The organism is Mesorhizobium sp. B2-4-3 (genome assembly GCF_006442815.1).
GTDB lineage: Bacteria > Pseudomonadota > Alphaproteobacteria > Rhizobiales > Rhizobiaceae > Mesorhizobium.
Genome location: NZ_VFVL01000018.1, coordinates 18,248 through 33,017 on the forward strand (window position 1 = coordinate 18,248; position 14,770 = coordinate 33,017).

Consider the following 14,770-nt stretch of genomic DNA (forward strand, 5'->3'; position numbering starts at 1 on the left):
CTCACTCCCTCGCGTGCCAGGCAAGGAATCTGCGGATCTCCCCCCGCTTGTCCTCGGACAAACCGGCAAGCATGGTCTCGTCCAAGTACCCTTCCCGTATGAGAACGGCGAAAACGAGGATGAGTTGCGAATAGCGATAGTCGAACATCCGGTCGATCTCTCGCCGCTGCTGCCGCAGATAGTCCTCGACCTCCCACATGTCGGCAGGCGTCGTCGCATCGCTGGCCTTCTTTTTGAATTCGGCCATTGTCTTGCCAAGCGCCGCCTCCAGCGCTGCATCGAAGGCGGCGCGAGCGACTTTCTTCTCGGACGGAGACCATTTTAGACCGAAGCTCATGAAATACCTCCTTGCGGCCTCAGACGCTTGGCACGTTGCGACACGAATGGTCGCTTCATTGGCCAGCGCGGGATTCGATCAAGGATCGGATACGTTCCGCATCCGACTGCGTGACCGGATTGTAGACGATCATGCCGAGCTCGGGTCGACCGTCAACAGCAAAGACCGAGAACTCCAGCTCGATAAGCCCGATCTCGGGATGCCGCAGACGCTTCACGCCTTCGCCATGCGCCGGCACGACGTCATTGTCGCGCCACAGCGCGGCGAACTCCGGGCTCACCCGGGAAAGCTCCTCGACGAGTTCCGTGACCTCCGCGCCTGCGCCTGCCCTCGTGGCATCCGCCCTGAAGGATCCGACCACGAAACGCGCGACGCTCTGCCAGTCGTCCTGCGCGTCGCGCACACGGGAATTGCCGAACATCAGGCGCAGGATGTTGCGCTGCTCGCGCGGCAGCTTGGAATAGTCGGTCAGCATCGCGGCCGCGGCACGGTTCCAGGCAACCACGTCCCAGGTCGCGGTCTTGATGATTGCCGGGCTGGGGTCCAAGGCGTCGAGGACACGCTGGAGGCGCGGCGTCACGCTGTCCACGCTTTTGTAGCGAACTTCCGGAGGCCGCCCGAGACCCAGCATGAACAAATGCTCGCGTTCGGGCTCGGTCAGCATCAGCCCGGTCGCGATGCGGTTGAGCACGTCCGGGGACGGCGCGCCGCCCCGCCCCTGCTCCAGCCAGGTGTACCAGGTCGGGCTGATATTGGCGCGCTGCGCCACCTCTTCGCGGCGCAGCCCTTGCGTGCGCCGCCGCCCGGCGGCGAAACCGAAAGCGGCGGGATCGAGGCGCATGCGGCGATCGCGAAGAAAGGTGCCAAGCTTGTTGGTCGTTTCGAGCGGCATCGCGATCCTGTTGGCGATTATACCATGATAAAGTCACTACTTTAACAGAATGATTTATAGCGCAAATAAGACCTCCGAACAACAAGCGGAGATCTCCCATGCGTGTATTCCTCACCGGCGCGACCGGCTTCATCGGTTCCAGGATAGTGCCTGAGCTTCTTGCCGCCGGCCATCAGGTGCTCGGCCTGACCCGCTCCGATGCCGGCGCGCGGTCGCTTGTCGCCGCCGGCGCCGAGGCGCATCGCGGCGACCTCGAAGACCTCGACAGCTTGCGCGACGGCGCGGCGAAATCGGATGCGGTGATCCACACCGCCTTCGATCACAATTTCTCGAACTTCGTAGCCAACTGCGAGAAGGACAAGCGCGTCATCGAAGCGCTGGGCGGCGCGCTGGCCGGCTCAGACCGGCTGTTGCTCATCACGTCCGGTGTCGGCATGGGCTCCGCCGAACACGGAAAGCCGGCGAGAGAAGACGTGTTCAACACCGACCATCCCAATCCGCGCATCCTGTCGGAGCTCACCGGCGCGGCGATGGCCGAGAAGGGCGTCAAGGTGTCGGTGGTGCGGCTGCCCCAGGTGCATGACACGCTGAAGCAGGGCCTGATCACACCGTTGATCGCGCAGACGCGCGCCAAGGGCGTGTCGGCCTATCTTGGCGAGGGTCGCAACCGGTGGTCGGCGGCGCATGTTCTCGACGTCGCCAAGCTCTACCAGTTGGCGCTGGACAAGCAGGAAGCCGGCGTGCGCTACAACGCCGTCGCCGAGGAAGGCATCCCGGTGCGCGAGATCGCGGAAGTGATCGGCGCCGGCCTCAACGTGCCGGTGGTCTCGCTGTCACAGGAAGAAGCGGCCGACCACTTCGGATGGCTTTCCATCTTCGCCGGCCTCGACATGCCGGCGTCGAGCGAATGGACGCGCGCGCATCTCGGCTGGCAGCCGACCGGACCCGGGCTGATCGCCGATCTCGAACGGATGGATTATTCGCAGGCGGCAGCGGCCTAGTTACCCGACACAGGGATTTTGAAAGGTTGCCGTTGGTCTTGGTGCAAGATTTTCCAGTCATGTCCGTGAAATCAGCGCAAACGCCGGGGATTGGTTGAAGCCACCGCAACCTCGTCATTCTATGGCGGAGCAAGGAGCGCTCCGCCCTAGAATGACGATCGCGATGGGCGTTTCGGCCAATCTCCAACGCATGCCACCTGCCAATGCAAACAAAGCCGACCGGTCAAAACTGCCATTAGCCACGTCCTCCGGCGGGTTCAGCGACCCTGCTGGACCGCCGTCTGCAGCAGGTCCGCCAGGCTGTCAGACTTTTCGACCTTGTCGGTGAGGTCGAGCCCGGACAAAAGGTCGACCAGATGGCTGTTCATTAGTGCGGCCGCGTCCGCGCTGTTGCCGGCCTCGATCGCGTCGACCAGGGCGTGGTGGGCGTGCTTCTCGCAGGTCGCGTCGCGACGCTTCCAGTAGAGCGCGATGATCAGCGAGGAGTGCGAGACGAGATCGCGGACGAAGTTGGTGAACACCGAATGCGCGGCGATCTCGGCGATGCCGACATGGAAGCGCGCCGACAGCATGATGGCGTCGCTGTCGCGGCCGTCATGCAGCGCCTCGTGCTCCTTTTCGAGATGTTGCCTCAGTTGCGCGATGTCGGACGGAACCGCGGCTCTGGCGGCAAGGGCTGCCACCTTGGGCTCGATCAGCGCCCTTGCCTCGAACACTTCCCGCGCCTCGATCTTCGAGGGCTGCGCGACGAAGGCGCCGCGATTGGGCTCGAGCCGGGCCAGCCGGTCATGCGCGAGTGCCTGCAAGGCGGCGCGGACGACGGTGCGGCTCACCGAATAGATCGAGGCCAGCTCGTCCTCCGGCAGCTTGGTGCCTGGCGCGAGACGATGGCTGACGATGGCGTCCCTCAGCCCATAATAGATCGGCGACCAGCGCGCCGCGGGCTTTTCCTCTCGATCTTCTTCCCTGAGGACTGTCAGCATGCTCTTCAACGCGCAGGCGCAACACGCCTGATTTGCCTCCACCGGCAGAGGTGAGTTCAATCTAATATGGCTTGCGCGAGGGTCAATCCCGGCAGCCGATCGTACAGGATCGCCTCTCAGCCGCTTGGCGACAGCGAGGCGAAAACGCCCGAAAAGCGCTTGCCACGGGGCGCGGCGTAGCCACCGATCTTCGATGTCCTCAAGCCTACCTTGAACAGGCTCTCGGCCAGCGTGACGGCACAGACGACGCCGTCGAGCACCGGAACGCCGTGCTCCTCGGACAGGCTGTGCGCGAGGTCGGCCATGCCGGCGCAGCCGAGCACGATCGCCTCGGCACGATCCTCGCGGATGGCGCGCGCGATCTCCTGGGAAATCCTGTGTCTTGCGTTCGAGCCTGAACGTTCAAGCTCGAGCACGGCGACCTCCGACGAGCGTACCTTGGCACAGCGCGAGGCGAGGCCGTATTTCGCCAGATTGTGCTCGATCGCCGGAACCGAGCGGGCAAGCGTGGTGACGACGCTGAATTTGCCGGCGACAAGGCTCGCCATATGGAACGCCGCCTCGCCGATGCCGATGACGGGAGCCTCGGTGGCGCAGCGCGCCGCGTCCAGCCCGGTGTCGTCGAAGCAGGCGATAACGTAAGCATCCGCGGCCGGCGCCTTGCCCATCTCGGCGATGATGCCCGGAATGGCGAAAACCTCGTCGAAGTAACCCTCGATGCTCGGCGGGCCATCGGCCGGGTTGACGGCGACGATCTCTGTCGCGCCGGAAGCGACGCTTGCCGCCGCCTCGCCGATCTTGGCGGTCATCGAGGCGGTGGTGTTGGGGTTGATGACGAGTATGCGCATTGAAATCAGCCTCAGATCTCGCCGCCGAGATAAAGACGCTTGACGCGGTCGTCGGTCAGCAATTCGGCGGAGTTGCCGCTCAGCGCGACACTGCCGGTGGTCAGCGCATAGGCGCGCTGCGAGATGCGCAGCGCCATGCGCGAATTCTGCTCGACCAGGAGAACGCTGACCTTCTCGTCGCGGTTGATGGCGACGATCGAGCGGGCGATGTCCTGGACGAGTTTTGGCGCGACGCCGAGCGAAGGCTCATCAAGCAGGAGGAGCTTCGGCTTGGCCATCAGCGCACGGCCGATGACCAGCATCTGCTGCTCGCCGCCGCTCATCGTGCCGGCAGCCTGCGAGAAGCGTTCCTTCAGCCGGGGAAACCGCCCCAGCACCATTTCCATCGACGCCGATATCTCGGCCTTGCTGGTGCGGGTGAAGGCGCCCATCAGGAGGTTGTCCCTGACCGACATGAACGGGAAGACGCGGCGCCCTTCCGGCACCATGGCGATGCCCATCTTGACGATCTCGTCCGGGGCAGCGCCGTCGATGCGCTTGCCGCCATAGTGGATCTCGCCGGACCTGATCTTGCGCAGGCCGGTGATGGCGCGAAGGATCGACGATTTTCCGGCGCCGTTGGCGCCGATCAGCGCGACGGTCTCGCCCTCGTTGACCTCGAGCGAGACGCCTTTCAGCGCATAGACATGATCGTAGTAGAGCTCGACATTGGCGAAGTTCAGGATCTGGTTCATAGGCCGATCGCCTCGTCTTCGCTGCCGAGATAGGCTTCGATCACCTTCTCATTGGCCTGGATTTCCGACGGCGTTCCCTCGGCGATCTTCTGCCCGAAATTGAGCACGACGAGCCGATCCGAAATCTTCATCACCGCCGGCATGTCGTGCTCGACCAGAAGGATGGTCAGGCCGCGCTCGCGCAGGCGGCGCACCATTTCCACCATGCGCATCGTCTCGTCGTGGTTCATGCCGGCGAAGGGCTCGTCGAGCAACAGGATGGAAGGGTTGGTGGCCAGGCCGATGGCGATGCCCAGCGCCCGCAAATGACCGTGCGGCAAGTTGCGGGCGGTCTCATTGGCGAGCGAGGTGAGGCCGAGCAGCGCCAGTATCTCGTCGGCCGATTGGCCGAAGGCCGCTTCGTCCATCTTCGCCGCGCCGGTGCCGAGGAAGAAACCGAATAGGCTCGCCGTCGAGCGCAGATGGTGCGCGATGATGACGTTGTCGCGCACGCTCATGTTCTTGAAGATCGTCGTCTCCTGGAAGGTGCGCACCACGCCCCTGCGGGCGGCGATGTGGGGGGCGAGACCGGAGATGCGTTCGCCCTTCAGGCGCACCTCGCCCGTTGTGGGCTTGAGGAACGACGAGATCAGCTTGAACAAAGTCGATTTGCCGGCGCCGTTGGGGCCAATGACCGACAGGATCTCCTTCTCGCGCACCGAAAAGGAAACGTTGTTGACCGCGACGAGACCGCCGAAGCGCTTGGTGATGCCGGAGACTTCGAGCATTTCGGCCATGGCTCAACCCTTCTTCCGGGTCATTTCGGCAAGGCTGAGCAGACCGTTGGGCAGCACCAGCATCAGCACGATCATCAGGCCGGAATAGATGAGCAACTGGAACCGCCCGGTCTGGAACAGAAGGTCCCAGCCGAAATAGAGGACGAGCGTGCCGAGCATCGGACCGAACACGTAACCCAGGCCGCCGAGGAAGCAGTTCAGCATGAAGTTAACGGAATCGGTGACGGTGAAGCTCGACGGATAGATCGATTGCGAGATGGCCGCGAAGATGGCGCCGGAAACGCCGCCGAAGAAAGACGAGACGGCATAGGCGATGACGCGCAGATAGGCGATGTTGACGCCGATCGAGGAAGCGAGCTCCTCGTTCTGCTGCAGCGACTGGCAAAGCTTGCCGATGCGCGAGTTCACCAGCCGGTACATGACCGCGAAGCAGACCACCATCAGCGTAACCGCCAGCAGATAGAAGGCGAGCCGCGAATTCTGCAGCGTGGCGAAGTCCGGAATGATGGTCAGGCCGAAGATCGACAGCGCGCCGGGCAGCGGGATGCTGACGATGCCCTTGGCGCCATTGGTGATCGGCAGCGCCAGGGCGAGCAGCCGTGCCACCTCGGTGAGCACCAGCGTGACCATGGCGAAATAAACGCCGCGCAGGCGCAGGATCGGCAGGCCGATAAGCACGCTGGCGGCGGCGCAGAACAAACCCGCGACGGGCAGCGTCAGCCAGAACGACCAGCCATGGTTCATCACCAATATGGCCGAGACGTAGCCGCCCATCAGCGCGTAGGCGCCCTGGCCGATGTTGATGCGACCGATGTAGAAGGTGAGCCAGACGCCGGCGCTGGCGATGCTGAGCAATGCCACCGAGGTCAGCGTGTAATAGAGGTCGAAGCGGCCGCTCGACGAGATCGCGGCCGGCACGACGACAAAGACGATCGCGAGAAAGGCGACGACCGCGGCGATCTTCATGGTGCGGTTGAGGGTCATTTCGCGATCAACCCCACGGCTTGCCCATCAGCCCGTTGGGGCGGACCGACAGGAACACCATCAGGGCGGCGAAGATGACGAGGTAGGTCACGTCGCCATATTCGCGCAGCACGGTGAGGCCGACCGACTCCATCATGCCGAGGATGAAGCCGCCGGCGATCGCCCCGCCGACGACGCCGGCGCCGCCGATCATCACCATCAGGAAGGCCTTGATGGAGATCGGCCCACCGATGCCGGAATTGACGCCGGTGATGGTGACCAGCAGCCCGCCGACAACGCCCGCGAGCATGGCGCCCATGGCGAAGCCGATCATCGAATAACGGTCGACGCGGACGCCCATCAGTTGGGCCGCGACGCGGTCCTGGGCGAGCGCGCGCATGGCGCGCCCGACCCGGCTGTACTGCATGTAGAGGACGAAGGCCGCGATGAAGGCGATCGCCAGCACCCCGACGACCATACGATCGTAAGGCATGATGATGCCGGCGTCGTTGAAGACGCCCTTGACGATCTTGGGAACGCCGCGCTGCTTCTCGCCGAACAGAAGCAAGATGACGGCGTCGAAGAAGAAGGCGGTCGCGGCGGCGAGCAGCATCGTGCTTTCCTCGCGATGGCTGCGCCTGATGACGGTGCGAAAGAGGAATTTCTCCATCAGCGCGCCGATGATAGCGAGCGTCACGCCGGAGGCGAGCAGCGCCACCACGAAAGGCAGGCCGAGCTGGCCGTAGAGGGTATAGGTGATGAACCCGCCCAGCACATACATCTGGCCGTGGGCGAAATTGAGCACGTTCATCAGGGCGAAGATCAGGGTGAGGCCCAGCGCGATCAGCGCGTATTGGGCACCGAGATACAATCCGTTGGCGATGACCTGTTCCATGGACACCTTCGATCTTCCGCGGGGTCCGGCCTATCATCCGGACCCCGCGGCAAGCTGGAGGAAGTGACGCTCGAAGGTAATGCTAGTCGACGGAGCCGACGAACAGGGTCTGGAAAGCGCCGTCCTTGTATTCGTTGACCACCATCGGCACCGAAAGCTGGCGCTTCTGGCCGAAGGACGTCGAACCGACATAGCTGAGCTTGGCGTCACCCTTCAGGAAGGGATTGGGCGCCGAGAAGGTGTCCATGGTCTTCTTGAATTCGGCGACATCGTTGATGGCCGCCGGATTGGCCTTCAGCGTGTCGAGGATATATTCGAGCGCGTAGACCTTGGTGTTCGACTCGTCGTTGTATTCCCCGAACATCTTGGTGTAGCGGGTGACGAATTCCTTCATCGCGTCCGAGGCGATCTCCGGCGTCGAGGCGCCGCCGACGGAGATGAAGCCGTTGGCGTATTCGCCGGCGCCCTCTTCCAGAACCTTGGCGTCCTGCGCGGTTTCAGTCGAGATCAGGCCCTCATAGCCGAGCTCGCGGGCGGCGCGGATGAGCAGCGGCGCGTTGGCCGGCGCTACGCCGGACAAGACGAGCAGGTCGGGCTTCAACGCGACGATCGGCGTCAGCACCGGCGTGAAGTCGCGGGTGTCGTTCTGGTAGGTGTCGTTCTGGGCGACGATGTCGAGGCCGAGCGCTTTGGCCGCCTCGACGCCGCCGTCACGCTGGCTGAGCGGATCGGATTCATTCGCCGCGACAAAGGCGATCTTCTTCACGCCTTTGTTTTCCTTGAGGTATTTGTAGATCGCCGGACCGGACTGATAGTTGGCGATCATGCCGAGCACGGCATTCGAGGCCGGCTTCTGGTAAAGCGCCTTGGGGAAGGCGTAGGGGAAATAAATGATGCCGTTGGCCTCGGCGACCGGGCGCACCGCGGCAGCGCCGTCATCGACATTCGGGCCCACGACATAGTGGACGCCTTCCTGCGCCATTTTCTCCATGCCGGCGATGGCACGCTTGGGATCCTTCTGGTCGTCGAAGGTGACGATGTTGATGTTGTAGGTGTCGTTGCCGATCTTGACGCCGCCGGTCTCGTTGATCCAGGCGGCGCGGGTCTGCATAGAGCGCACGTTCGAGGTGCCCCAGGCGGCGGCCGGACCGCTGGTGACGCCCACAAAACCGATCTTCAGTTCCTTGTTTTCAGCCTGCGCGGACGAAATGCCGACAGCGGCAATGGCCAGGGTCGAGACGGCGCCGAGCGCCATCGATTTCAGAGTCGAGCGACGGTTGATCATATCGGTAGTTCCCCTTGGTTATCGCGCTTTGTGTTTTGCTCGTAGGCTGCGCGTATAGCGTAAGGGAAACCGGCCGCGTCAGATTGTCAACATATTTCTTCTAGATTGTATACAATATTTGAGCTGAATGTGTGCGATGGCCCACCGGTGGAATGCCATCGGGGAACCCTACTTCCCGCAATAGTGGTCGTTGATATCGTTGACCGCATTCGCGTCCGGTCCGACGCGGTGATACGCGCAGGCGCCCGCCGCCGTGTTGGTCATCTGCTGGTCGTAGTAGCGCGGCCCGCCGAACAGCGTCTCGATGATATCGTCGCTGGCCGGGACATAACGTTCCTGTTCGGTGACGCGGTGGCGATGTTCGCCGGCGGCAACCGGGCCGGCCATCGCGGCTGCCGCGGCAAGCGTGAGCGCGGCGATTGCAAAATGTTTCGTCATGGCAGCGACCTTCTGGCATTTGGATCTGCAGCATATCCAAAATCGCCAGCAGAGCAAAAGTTCCCGCTTCCCGCTCTCGGCCGGCGAGTTCCTCGACGCAGAAATTTGTGTTGTGGGCTATGTTTGCGTTGGCGGTTGGCATGTCTTGGAGATTGGCTGAAACGCCCATCGCGATCGTCATCCACGGGCGGAGCAAGGAGCGAAGCGACGCGCGCAGACCCGAGGATCCATTCCGTGACTTCGGAGCGCTGCCGCGGTGCAGAATTCTGCTCCGCTGCGCTCCACGGCTCAGGTCACGGAATGGATTCCAGGGTCTGCGCGACGCCGCTTCGCTCCTTGCTCCGCCCTGGAATGACGAGGTTGAGAGGCCTCAGCCAATCCCCGGCGTTTCGCCGGAAATGAATGGTGAAAATCTTGCTCGCCGGCGAACGGCGACCTTTCGAAACCCGGTCTTCAGGAACTAGTGCAGATGCCGCAGCTTGTCGGGGTTGCGCATGACATAGATCGCCGCGATCTTGCCGTCCTCGATGTCGAGGGCCGTGGTCTGGAGCTCGCCATCGACCTCCAGCGTGACGAAGCCGGGCAGGCCGTTGATGAAGCCGTAGCGGACAAGCTTCGAGCGATGGTCCTTGAGCCATGCCGCCACGACCGCGTATTGCGTCATGACCGCCTCGAACCCAAAGGCCGGCTCGGTCGCCGCCGGGCGCTTGCCGCCGCCGTCGGCGTGGGCGGTGACATCGGCGCTCAGCATCGCGCCGAGCGCCTTCATGTCGCCGCTGCGCGAGGCGTTGAAGAAGGCCTCGGCGATCTCCAATCCGCGCTGCTTCTCGACCTTGAAGCGTGGCCGCGCCTCGCGGACATGCTCGCGCGCTCTGGCCGCAAGCTGGCGGCAGGCAGCCGGATCGCGCTCGATCTCGGCCGCGACCTCCTCGAATTGCAGGCCGAACACGTCATGCAGCAGGAAGGCGGCGCGCTCGAGCGGCGACAGGCGCTCCAGCGCCAGCATCAGCGGCAAGGTAACGTCCTCCGCCTCGTCTTCCTCCACCAGCGGCTCGGGCAGCCAGGGGCCGACATAGGTCTCGCGCTGGCGGCGCGCGAATTTGAGCTGGTCGAGGCAGAGCCGCGTGACCGTGCGGCGCAGGAACGCCTCGGGCTGGCGCACCTCGGCGCGCTCGGTCCTCATCCAGCGGATAAAGGCCTCCTGCACCACGTCCTCGGCGTCGGCGACCGAGCCCAGCATGCGGTAGGCGACCCGCATCAGCTTCGGGCGCAGCGGCTCGAATTCCGCCGCCGCGCCCGTGAATGCCGGCTCCATCGTCAAGCCGCGGCCGCCTTATCGGCAGCCTTGGCGACAGCCGCCTTGTTGGCAGCCTTGACGGCCGCTGGATCGACAAAGCCGCCGAAGCCGACGGCGATGCGGTTCCAGCCATTGATTATGTTGATCATCAATGTGAGCTTCACGCGCTCCTCCTCGGAGAAATGCGGCTTCAGCGCCTCATAAGCCGCCTCATGCGTATGGCCTTCGCAGATTCTGGTCAGCGCCTCGGTCCAGCCGAGCGCCGCGCGCTCGCGGTCGGTATAGCACGGCGCCTCGCGCCAGGCCGACAACAGATAGATGCGCTGCTCGGTCTCGCCGCGCTCGCGGGCATAGGTCGAATGCATGTTGATGCAGTTGGCGCAGCCATTGATCTGCGACGATCGTATCTCGATGAGCTCAGCGAGCTTCGGATCGAGGCTGCCGGCGATGGCTAAAGAGGCGCGGTGCCACTCCTTCATCAGCGAAGGGGCGGCGGCAAGGGGGTCAAGTCTGACAGTCATGGTCGGTTCCTTTCGTTGCTTCCGTTCTCAAGACGATCAAGGCTTGGCCTGGTGTGACATGGTGGCGAAATTTTTGCGCCGGCGCATCGAGCGGTAGCGCCGCCCTTTGATTCAAACAGCCCGCAGGGGGCGAAAAATAACGGCCGCCGCAACGACGGATTTTCGACAATGGCCGGCGCCCATGGCGGCTATCCTGTGTCCGGTCAAATCCCGAGGCCGGCCCCGGGATGCATAGGGAATGGACGCCAGACATGACAGCCAGAGTGATCGTCCTCGAGGCCAAGCCGCTGGGTACGGAAGACGTCGCCGAGATCGCACGACGCAATGCCCGGCTCGTGCTCGGCGAAGAAGCCATGCGCCGCATCCGCGCAAGCCGCGCCCTCATCGAGCATCTCACCCAGCTCGGCAAGCCGCTCTATGGCGTCACCACCGGGCTCGGCGCCTGTGTCGACACGCCACTCGCCGAGGCCGACCTGATCGCCTTCCAGCACAGCGTGCCGCTGAGCCACTCGATGGGCGCCGGGCCGTCGCTGCCGACCGAGGCCGTGCGGGCGCTGATGGTCGCGCGCATCTGCGGCATGGCCGCGGGCGGCACGGGCACGTCGGAGGGCGTCGTCATGGGCCTGGTCGCGGCGCTCAACGCAGGCGTTCATCCGGTCATTCCGAGCTGGGGATCGGTGGGCGCAGCGGACCTTGCGCCGCTCGGTCATCTGGCCAGGGCGCTGCGCGGCGACGGCGAGAGTGAATATCAGGGCAGGATCATGCCATCGACCGAGGCGCTCAAGCTCGCCGGGCTCGAACCGCTCGACCTGCGCGAGAAGGACGGCCACGCCATCATCGTCGCCAACAGCCTTTCGACCGGAACGGCGTGCCTTGCGCTCGAGGAGGTCGCATGCCTGATCGACTGGTCGCTGGCGGCGGTGGCGCTGAATTACGAGGCATTCCGCTCGTCCCTCAAGGCCATCGACGAGGATGCGCTGGCAGCGCGGCCGGCCTTCGGCCAAGTCGAGATCGGCACGCGGCTGCGGACCGAGCTTTCGGGCAGTGGGCTGTGGCAGGAGAATGCCGCGCGACGCCTGCAGGATCCACTCAGCTTCCGCTGCGTGCCGCAGGTGTGGGGCGGCCTGCTGCACGCCTATGAGCAGGCGAAGCTGGCGACGGAGATCGAGCTTGGTCATTCCGGCGACAATCCGGTCATCCTGCCCGAGGCCGAGCGGATCGTCTCCAACGGCAATTTCGACCTCACCGCTTTCACGCTGACCTGGGAAAGCCTCGGCCAGGCGCTGGCGCATTGCGCCGTCGGCACCGCCAACCGCTCGATGAAGCTGATGTCGCCGACGGTGGCGGAGCTGCCCCGGTTCCTGTCGGTCAGAGGCGGCAGCCGCCAGGGATATGCGGAACTGCAGAAGCCGGTCGCGGCGCTCGAAGCCGAGATCCGCCACCTCGCCAATCCGATGTCGCTCAGCCCTTTGGCCATCTCGGATGGCGTCGAGGACCAGTCGTCGATGGCGCCACGCGTGGTAGCCAAGACCGCCGCTATCATGGAACGCCTGCGCTATCTGGTGGCGATGGAGCTGATCTTCGCGGCGACCGGCGTCGAGCTGCGCGGTGTGCTGGACTCGATGGGCGAAGGCCCTCGGCGCAGCTATGAAGCCGTGCGGGCGCTTGTCGCCCCGCTCGACGACGACCGCGAAATGAGCGCCGACATGGCGCGGGTGGCGCGCATGGTGGCGGGGCCTCGGCTGTAGAACGGACCAAGAGGTACGCCACAAGCGTTGCATCGGTCGACCCTGGCGTTTCGTCGGGATGCCTGGACGTCAGTGGTCGTAGACACCCTCGTCGACGCAGCTCGGCTTCCGGCCGGATTGCGGCAAGCGCCATCGGCTACCTGCCGCGCGTCAGTCCGGCGATAAGGACAGTCCCGCGAGAAGCGGCGCATACGCGGCGAGCCTGCGGGATACGAACTCGGTGAAGAGCCGCACGCGCTTCGTCTTGCGGGACTCCCCCTGGGTGAGAAGCCAGAGCGTGCCGTACATGTGCAGGTCGGTACCCGGCACCCTCGCCAGCAGAGGGTCGGCATCTCCCACGAAGCACGGCAGCGTCGTCATCCCGAGCCCCTGTCGCACCGCGACGACCTGCGCCTCGGCATCCGTGACCCTGAACGGAACCTCGGCGGTGCGAACCTCACCCGAGTGGGCCCAGTCCGGGATTCCATGAATGCTTATGACGATCCACCGGATGGGATCAGGCGCGCCCGCATGCCACGCCGCCAGTCGATCGCGGGACATGTAGATACCGCCGAATACATCCGGTCCCTTCAGGCCGTGAAGATTGAGCGGTAGGGTTTTGCGGTCGTAGACGACGCGGATCGCGACGTCGGCCTCCCGGTTGGTCAGATTTGCCAGCTCGCCGGACGACAAAATGTCCATCTCGATGTCCGGATGCAGACGCGCGAAATCGGCGAAGTCCGGCATGAGCAGGTGTGTCGCCAGGGGCGGTGCCAGTGTCACCCGCAGCAACCCGCGCACGCTCTGGTCGCGGCCAAGGACGCGCGTCTCCAGCTGGTGCGACGACACTTCCATCTGGTCCGCAAACTCGAGGACCTCCTCGCCCGCAGCCGTCAGGCGGTAGCCCGAAGGCAGCTTTTCGAACATGTGCACCCCGAGGCGTTCCTCGAGCTGGGCGATGCGTCGCAGCACGGTCGAGTGGTTCACACCGAGGCGCTCAGCGGCGGCCCGCACCGAACCTCCGCGCGCGACGGCAAGAAAGTGGCGAACGTCATCCCAGTCGATCATGGTGCATTCCTGCCGCGGAGTGCGGTTTGCAAAGCCCATTCTAACACGCTCAGCCGTGGTTCGCGCGGTCGTTGCGGCGTTCGATCATCTGACTGGATCGTTTTCGCACCACCGATGTGCGCGATTGCGCACTCACCGCCCGACTTCGGCGAACCCATCTCAAGGCTCTCGCGGGACTTCCCCGTACAGCCAAGGACACGAGACGGCGAAACGAAGGATGCATGACATGAACAGACTGAATGGAAAGACCGCCGTCATCACCGGCGGCGCCACCGGCATCGGCCGCGCCGCGGCAAGGCGCTTCATCGAGGAGGGCGCCTTCGTCTTCATCTTTGGCCGCCGGCAGGAAGCGCTCGACGCCGCCGTGGCCGACCTCGGACCCAGTGCCCGCGCGGTGAAGGGCTCGGTCTCGAATGGGGCCGACCTCGACCGGCTCTACGCGGCGGTGAAGGCCGAGCGCGGAAGCCTCGACATCGTCTTCGCCAATGCCGGGGCCGGCGGCCCGCTTCCGCTCGGCCAGATCACCGCCGCGCACATCGACGAAACCTTCGACACCAATGTGAAGGGTACGATCTTCACGGTCCAGAGGGCGTTGCCGCTGATGGGCCAGGGCGGTTCGATCATCCTGACCGGATCGAGCGCTGGCACCACGGGCGCTCCGGGGTTCACCGCCTACAGCGCGAGCAAGGCGGCAGTGCGCAACCTCGCGCGGACTTGGGCGGAAGACCTGAAGGGCACCGGCATCCGGGTCAACGTGCTGTCGCCCGGAGCGACGGCGACCGAACTCGCCAAGGAGGCGCTAGGCGAGGAAGGCCAGAAGGCCTACGGCGCGATGACTCCGCTCCAGCGCATGGCCGATCCGGCGGAGATCGGGGCAGTGGCTGCGTTTCTCGCGTCATCGGACAGCAGCTTCATGACCGCCAGCGAGGTCGCCGTCGACGGTGGCCTGGCGCAACTCTGACCCGCCTCGTCCGGCCGATCACTCCACTGATCCCATTATTCGCA

Annotated in this window: 17 protein-coding genes; 4 read left to right on the forward strand and 13 right to left on the reverse strand. The window is 64.5% G+C overall.

What is annotated here, in order from left to right; genetic code table 11:
• Position 1: 1 nt before the first annotated feature.
• Positions 2-337 (reverse strand): hypothetical protein, encoded by a 336-nt coding sequence (locus FJ956_RS17685; protein WP_140684484.1) that lies wholly within the window; start codon positions 335-337, stop codon positions 2-4.
• Positions 338-392: 55 nt separating this feature from the next.
• Positions 393-1,229, reverse strand: a complete 837-nt coding sequence (locus FJ956_RS17690) for a helix-turn-helix transcriptional regulator (RefSeq protein ID WP_140684482.1) — start codon at positions 1,227-1,229, stop codon at positions 393-395.
• A 98-nt stretch (positions 1,230-1,327) separates the two neighbouring features.
• Here FJ956_RS17690 and FJ956_RS17695 point away from each other — a divergent pair, with 98 nt between their 5' ends.
• Positions 1,328-2,230, forward strand: coding sequence for an SDR family oxidoreductase (locus FJ956_RS17695; RefSeq protein ID WP_140684480.1), 903 nt, complete (start codon positions 1,328-1,330; stop codon positions 2,228-2,230).
• A 257-nt stretch (positions 2,231-2,487) separates the two neighbouring features.
• Here the strand turns inward: FJ956_RS17695 and FJ956_RS17700 are convergent, their stop codons facing one another.
• From FJ956_RS17700 to FJ956_RS17735, 8 genes are all read right to left on the reverse strand, one after another.
• Positions 2,488-3,213: a GntR family transcriptional regulator gene (locus FJ956_RS17700; RefSeq protein ID WP_140684478.1), complete on the reverse strand. Its 726-nt coding sequence runs from the start codon at positions 3,211-3,213 to the stop codon at positions 2,488-2,490.
• Between the two features lie 116 nt (positions 3,214-3,329).
• Positions 3,330-4,061, reverse strand: coding sequence for an aspartate/glutamate racemase family protein (locus FJ956_RS17705; protein WP_140684476.1), 732 nt, complete (start codon positions 4,059-4,061; stop codon positions 3,330-3,332).
• 11 nt (positions 4,062-4,072) lie between these two features.
• Positions 4,073-4,795, reverse strand: coding sequence for an ABC transporter ATP-binding protein (locus FJ956_RS17710; protein ID WP_140684474.1), 723 nt, complete (start codon positions 4,793-4,795; stop codon positions 4,073-4,075).
• Complete coding sequence (locus FJ956_RS17715) at positions 4,792-5,571, reverse strand: ABC transporter ATP-binding protein (RefSeq protein ID WP_140684472.1); 780 nt, start codon at positions 5,569-5,571, stop codon at positions 4,792-4,794. Before FJ956_RS17715 ends, FJ956_RS17710 begins: the two co-directional genes overlap by 4 nt.
• Positions 5,572-5,574: 3 nt before the next feature.
• On the reverse strand, positions 5,575-6,555 hold the full coding sequence (locus tag FJ956_RS17720) for a branched-chain amino acid ABC transporter permease (protein ID WP_140684470.1): 981 nt from the start codon (positions 6,553-6,555) through the stop codon (positions 5,575-5,577).
• A 7-nt stretch (positions 6,556-6,562) separates the two neighbouring features.
• Positions 6,563-7,429, reverse strand: coding sequence for a branched-chain amino acid ABC transporter permease (locus FJ956_RS17725; RefSeq protein WP_140684468.1), 867 nt, complete (start codon positions 7,427-7,429; stop codon positions 6,563-6,565).
• Between the two features lie 82 nt (positions 7,430-7,511).
• Positions 7,512-8,714, reverse strand: a complete 1,203-nt coding sequence (locus FJ956_RS17730; RefSeq protein WP_140684466.1) for an ABC transporter substrate-binding protein — start codon at positions 8,712-8,714, stop codon at positions 7,512-7,514.
• A gap of 168 nt (positions 8,715-8,882) precedes the next feature.
• Entirely contained in the window at positions 8,883-9,152 is a 270-nt protein-coding gene (locus tag FJ956_RS17735; RefSeq protein WP_226891947.1) for a hypothetical protein, read from the reverse strand.
• Between FJ956_RS17735 and FJ956_RS30525 the strand changes: the two genes are divergently transcribed.
• Entirely contained in the window at positions 9,151-9,312 is a 162-nt protein-coding gene (locus tag FJ956_RS30525; protein WP_181170392.1) for a hypothetical protein, read from the forward strand. The genes FJ956_RS17735 and FJ956_RS30525 overlap by 2 nt on opposite strands.
• A 300-nt stretch (positions 9,313-9,612) precedes the next feature.
• Here FJ956_RS30525 and FJ956_RS17740 read toward each other — a convergent pair whose 3' ends face one another.
• Positions 9,613-10,467, reverse strand: coding sequence for a sigma-70 family RNA polymerase sigma factor (locus tag FJ956_RS17740; protein WP_140679344.1), 855 nt, complete (start codon positions 10,465-10,467; stop codon positions 9,613-9,615).
• Positions 10,468-10,469: 2 nt separating this feature from the next.
• A complete protein-coding gene (locus FJ956_RS17745) occupies positions 10,470-10,970 on the reverse strand; it encodes a carboxymuconolactone decarboxylase family protein (protein WP_140679188.1) in 501 nt (166 codons plus the stop codon).
• Positions 10,971-11,221: 251 nt separating this feature from the next.
• Here FJ956_RS17745 and hutH point away from each other — a divergent pair, with 251 nt between their 5' ends.
• Complete coding sequence (gene hutH, locus FJ956_RS17750; protein WP_140679190.1) at positions 11,222-12,718, forward strand: histidine ammonia-lyase; 1,497 nt, start codon at positions 11,222-11,224, stop codon at positions 12,716-12,718.
• Positions 12,719-12,868: 150 nt separating this feature from the next.
• On the opposite strand, the gene FJ956_RS17755 is transcribed toward hutH, so the two are convergent.
• Positions 12,869-13,765, reverse strand: coding sequence for a LysR family transcriptional regulator (locus FJ956_RS17755; RefSeq protein WP_140679193.1), 897 nt, complete (start codon positions 13,763-13,765; stop codon positions 12,869-12,871).
• A gap of 226 nt (positions 13,766-13,991) precedes the next feature.
• Between FJ956_RS17755 and FJ956_RS17760 the strand changes: the two genes are divergently transcribed.
• A complete protein-coding gene (locus FJ956_RS17760; protein ID WP_140679195.1) occupies positions 13,992-14,726 on the forward strand; it encodes an SDR family oxidoreductase in 735 nt (244 codons plus the stop codon).
• Positions 14,727-14,770: the final 44 nt, after the last annotated feature.

Bases quoted from the DNA above. Each gene is read 5' to 3' on its own strand.
- FJ956_RS17685 (WP_140684484.1), bottom strand. From the start codon at position 337: ATGAGCTTCGGTCTAAAATGGTCTCCGTCCGAGAAGAAAGTCGCTCGC.
- FJ956_RS17690 (WP_140684482.1), bottom strand. From the start codon at position 1,229: ATGCCGCTCGAAACGACCAACAAGCTTGGCACCTTTCTTCGCGATCGC.
- FJ956_RS17695 (WP_140684480.1), top strand. From the start codon at position 1,328: ATGCGTGTATTCCTCACCGGCGCGACCGGCTTCATCGGTTCCAGGATA.
- FJ956_RS17700 (WP_140684478.1), bottom strand. From the start codon at position 3,213: ATGCTGACAGTCCTCAGGGAAGAAGATCGAGAGGAAAAGCCCGCGGCG.
- FJ956_RS17705 (WP_140684476.1), bottom strand. From the start codon at position 4,061: ATGCGCATACTCGTCATCAACCCCAACACCACCGCCTCGATGACCGCC.
- FJ956_RS17710 (WP_140684474.1), bottom strand. From the start codon at position 4,795: ATGAACCAGATCCTGAACTTCGCCAATGTCGAGCTCTACTACGATCAT.
- FJ956_RS17715 (WP_140684472.1), bottom strand. From the start codon at position 5,571: ATGGCCGAAATGCTCGAAGTCTCCGGCATCACCAAGCGCTTCGGCGGT.
- FJ956_RS17720 (WP_140684470.1), bottom strand. From the start codon at position 6,555: ATGACCCTCAACCGCACCATGAAGATCGCCGCGGTCGTCGCCTTTCTC.
- FJ956_RS17725 (WP_140684468.1), bottom strand. From the start codon at position 7,429: ATGGAACAGGTCATCGCCAACGGATTGTATCTCGGTGCCCAATACGCG.
- FJ956_RS17730 (WP_140684466.1), bottom strand. From the start codon at position 8,714: ATGATCAACCGTCGCTCGACTCTGAAATCGATGGCGCTCGGCGCCGTC.
- FJ956_RS30525 (WP_181170392.1), top strand. From the start codon at position 9,151: ATGGCAGCGACCTTCTGGCATTTGGATCTGCAGCATATCCAAAATCGC.
- FJ956_RS17735 (WP_226891947.1), bottom strand. From the start codon at position 9,152: ATGACGAAACATTTTGCAATCGCCGCGCTCACGCTTGCCGCGGCAGCC.
- FJ956_RS17740 (WP_140679344.1), bottom strand. From the start codon at position 10,467: ATGGAGCCGGCATTCACGGGCGCGGCGGCGGAATTCGAGCCGCTGCGC.
- FJ956_RS17745 (WP_140679188.1), bottom strand. From the start codon at position 10,970: ATGACTGTCAGACTTGACCCCCTTGCCGCCGCCCCTTCGCTGATGAAG.
- hutH (WP_140679190.1), top strand. From the start codon at position 11,222: ATGACAGCCAGAGTGATCGTCCTCGAGGCCAAGCCGCTGGGTACGGAA.
- FJ956_RS17755 (WP_140679193.1), bottom strand. From the start codon at position 13,765: ATGATCGACTGGGATGACGTTCGCCACTTTCTTGCCGTCGCGCGCGGA.
- FJ956_RS17760 (WP_140679195.1), top strand. From the start codon at position 13,992: ATGAACAGACTGAATGGAAAGACCGCCGTCATCACCGGCGGCGCCACC.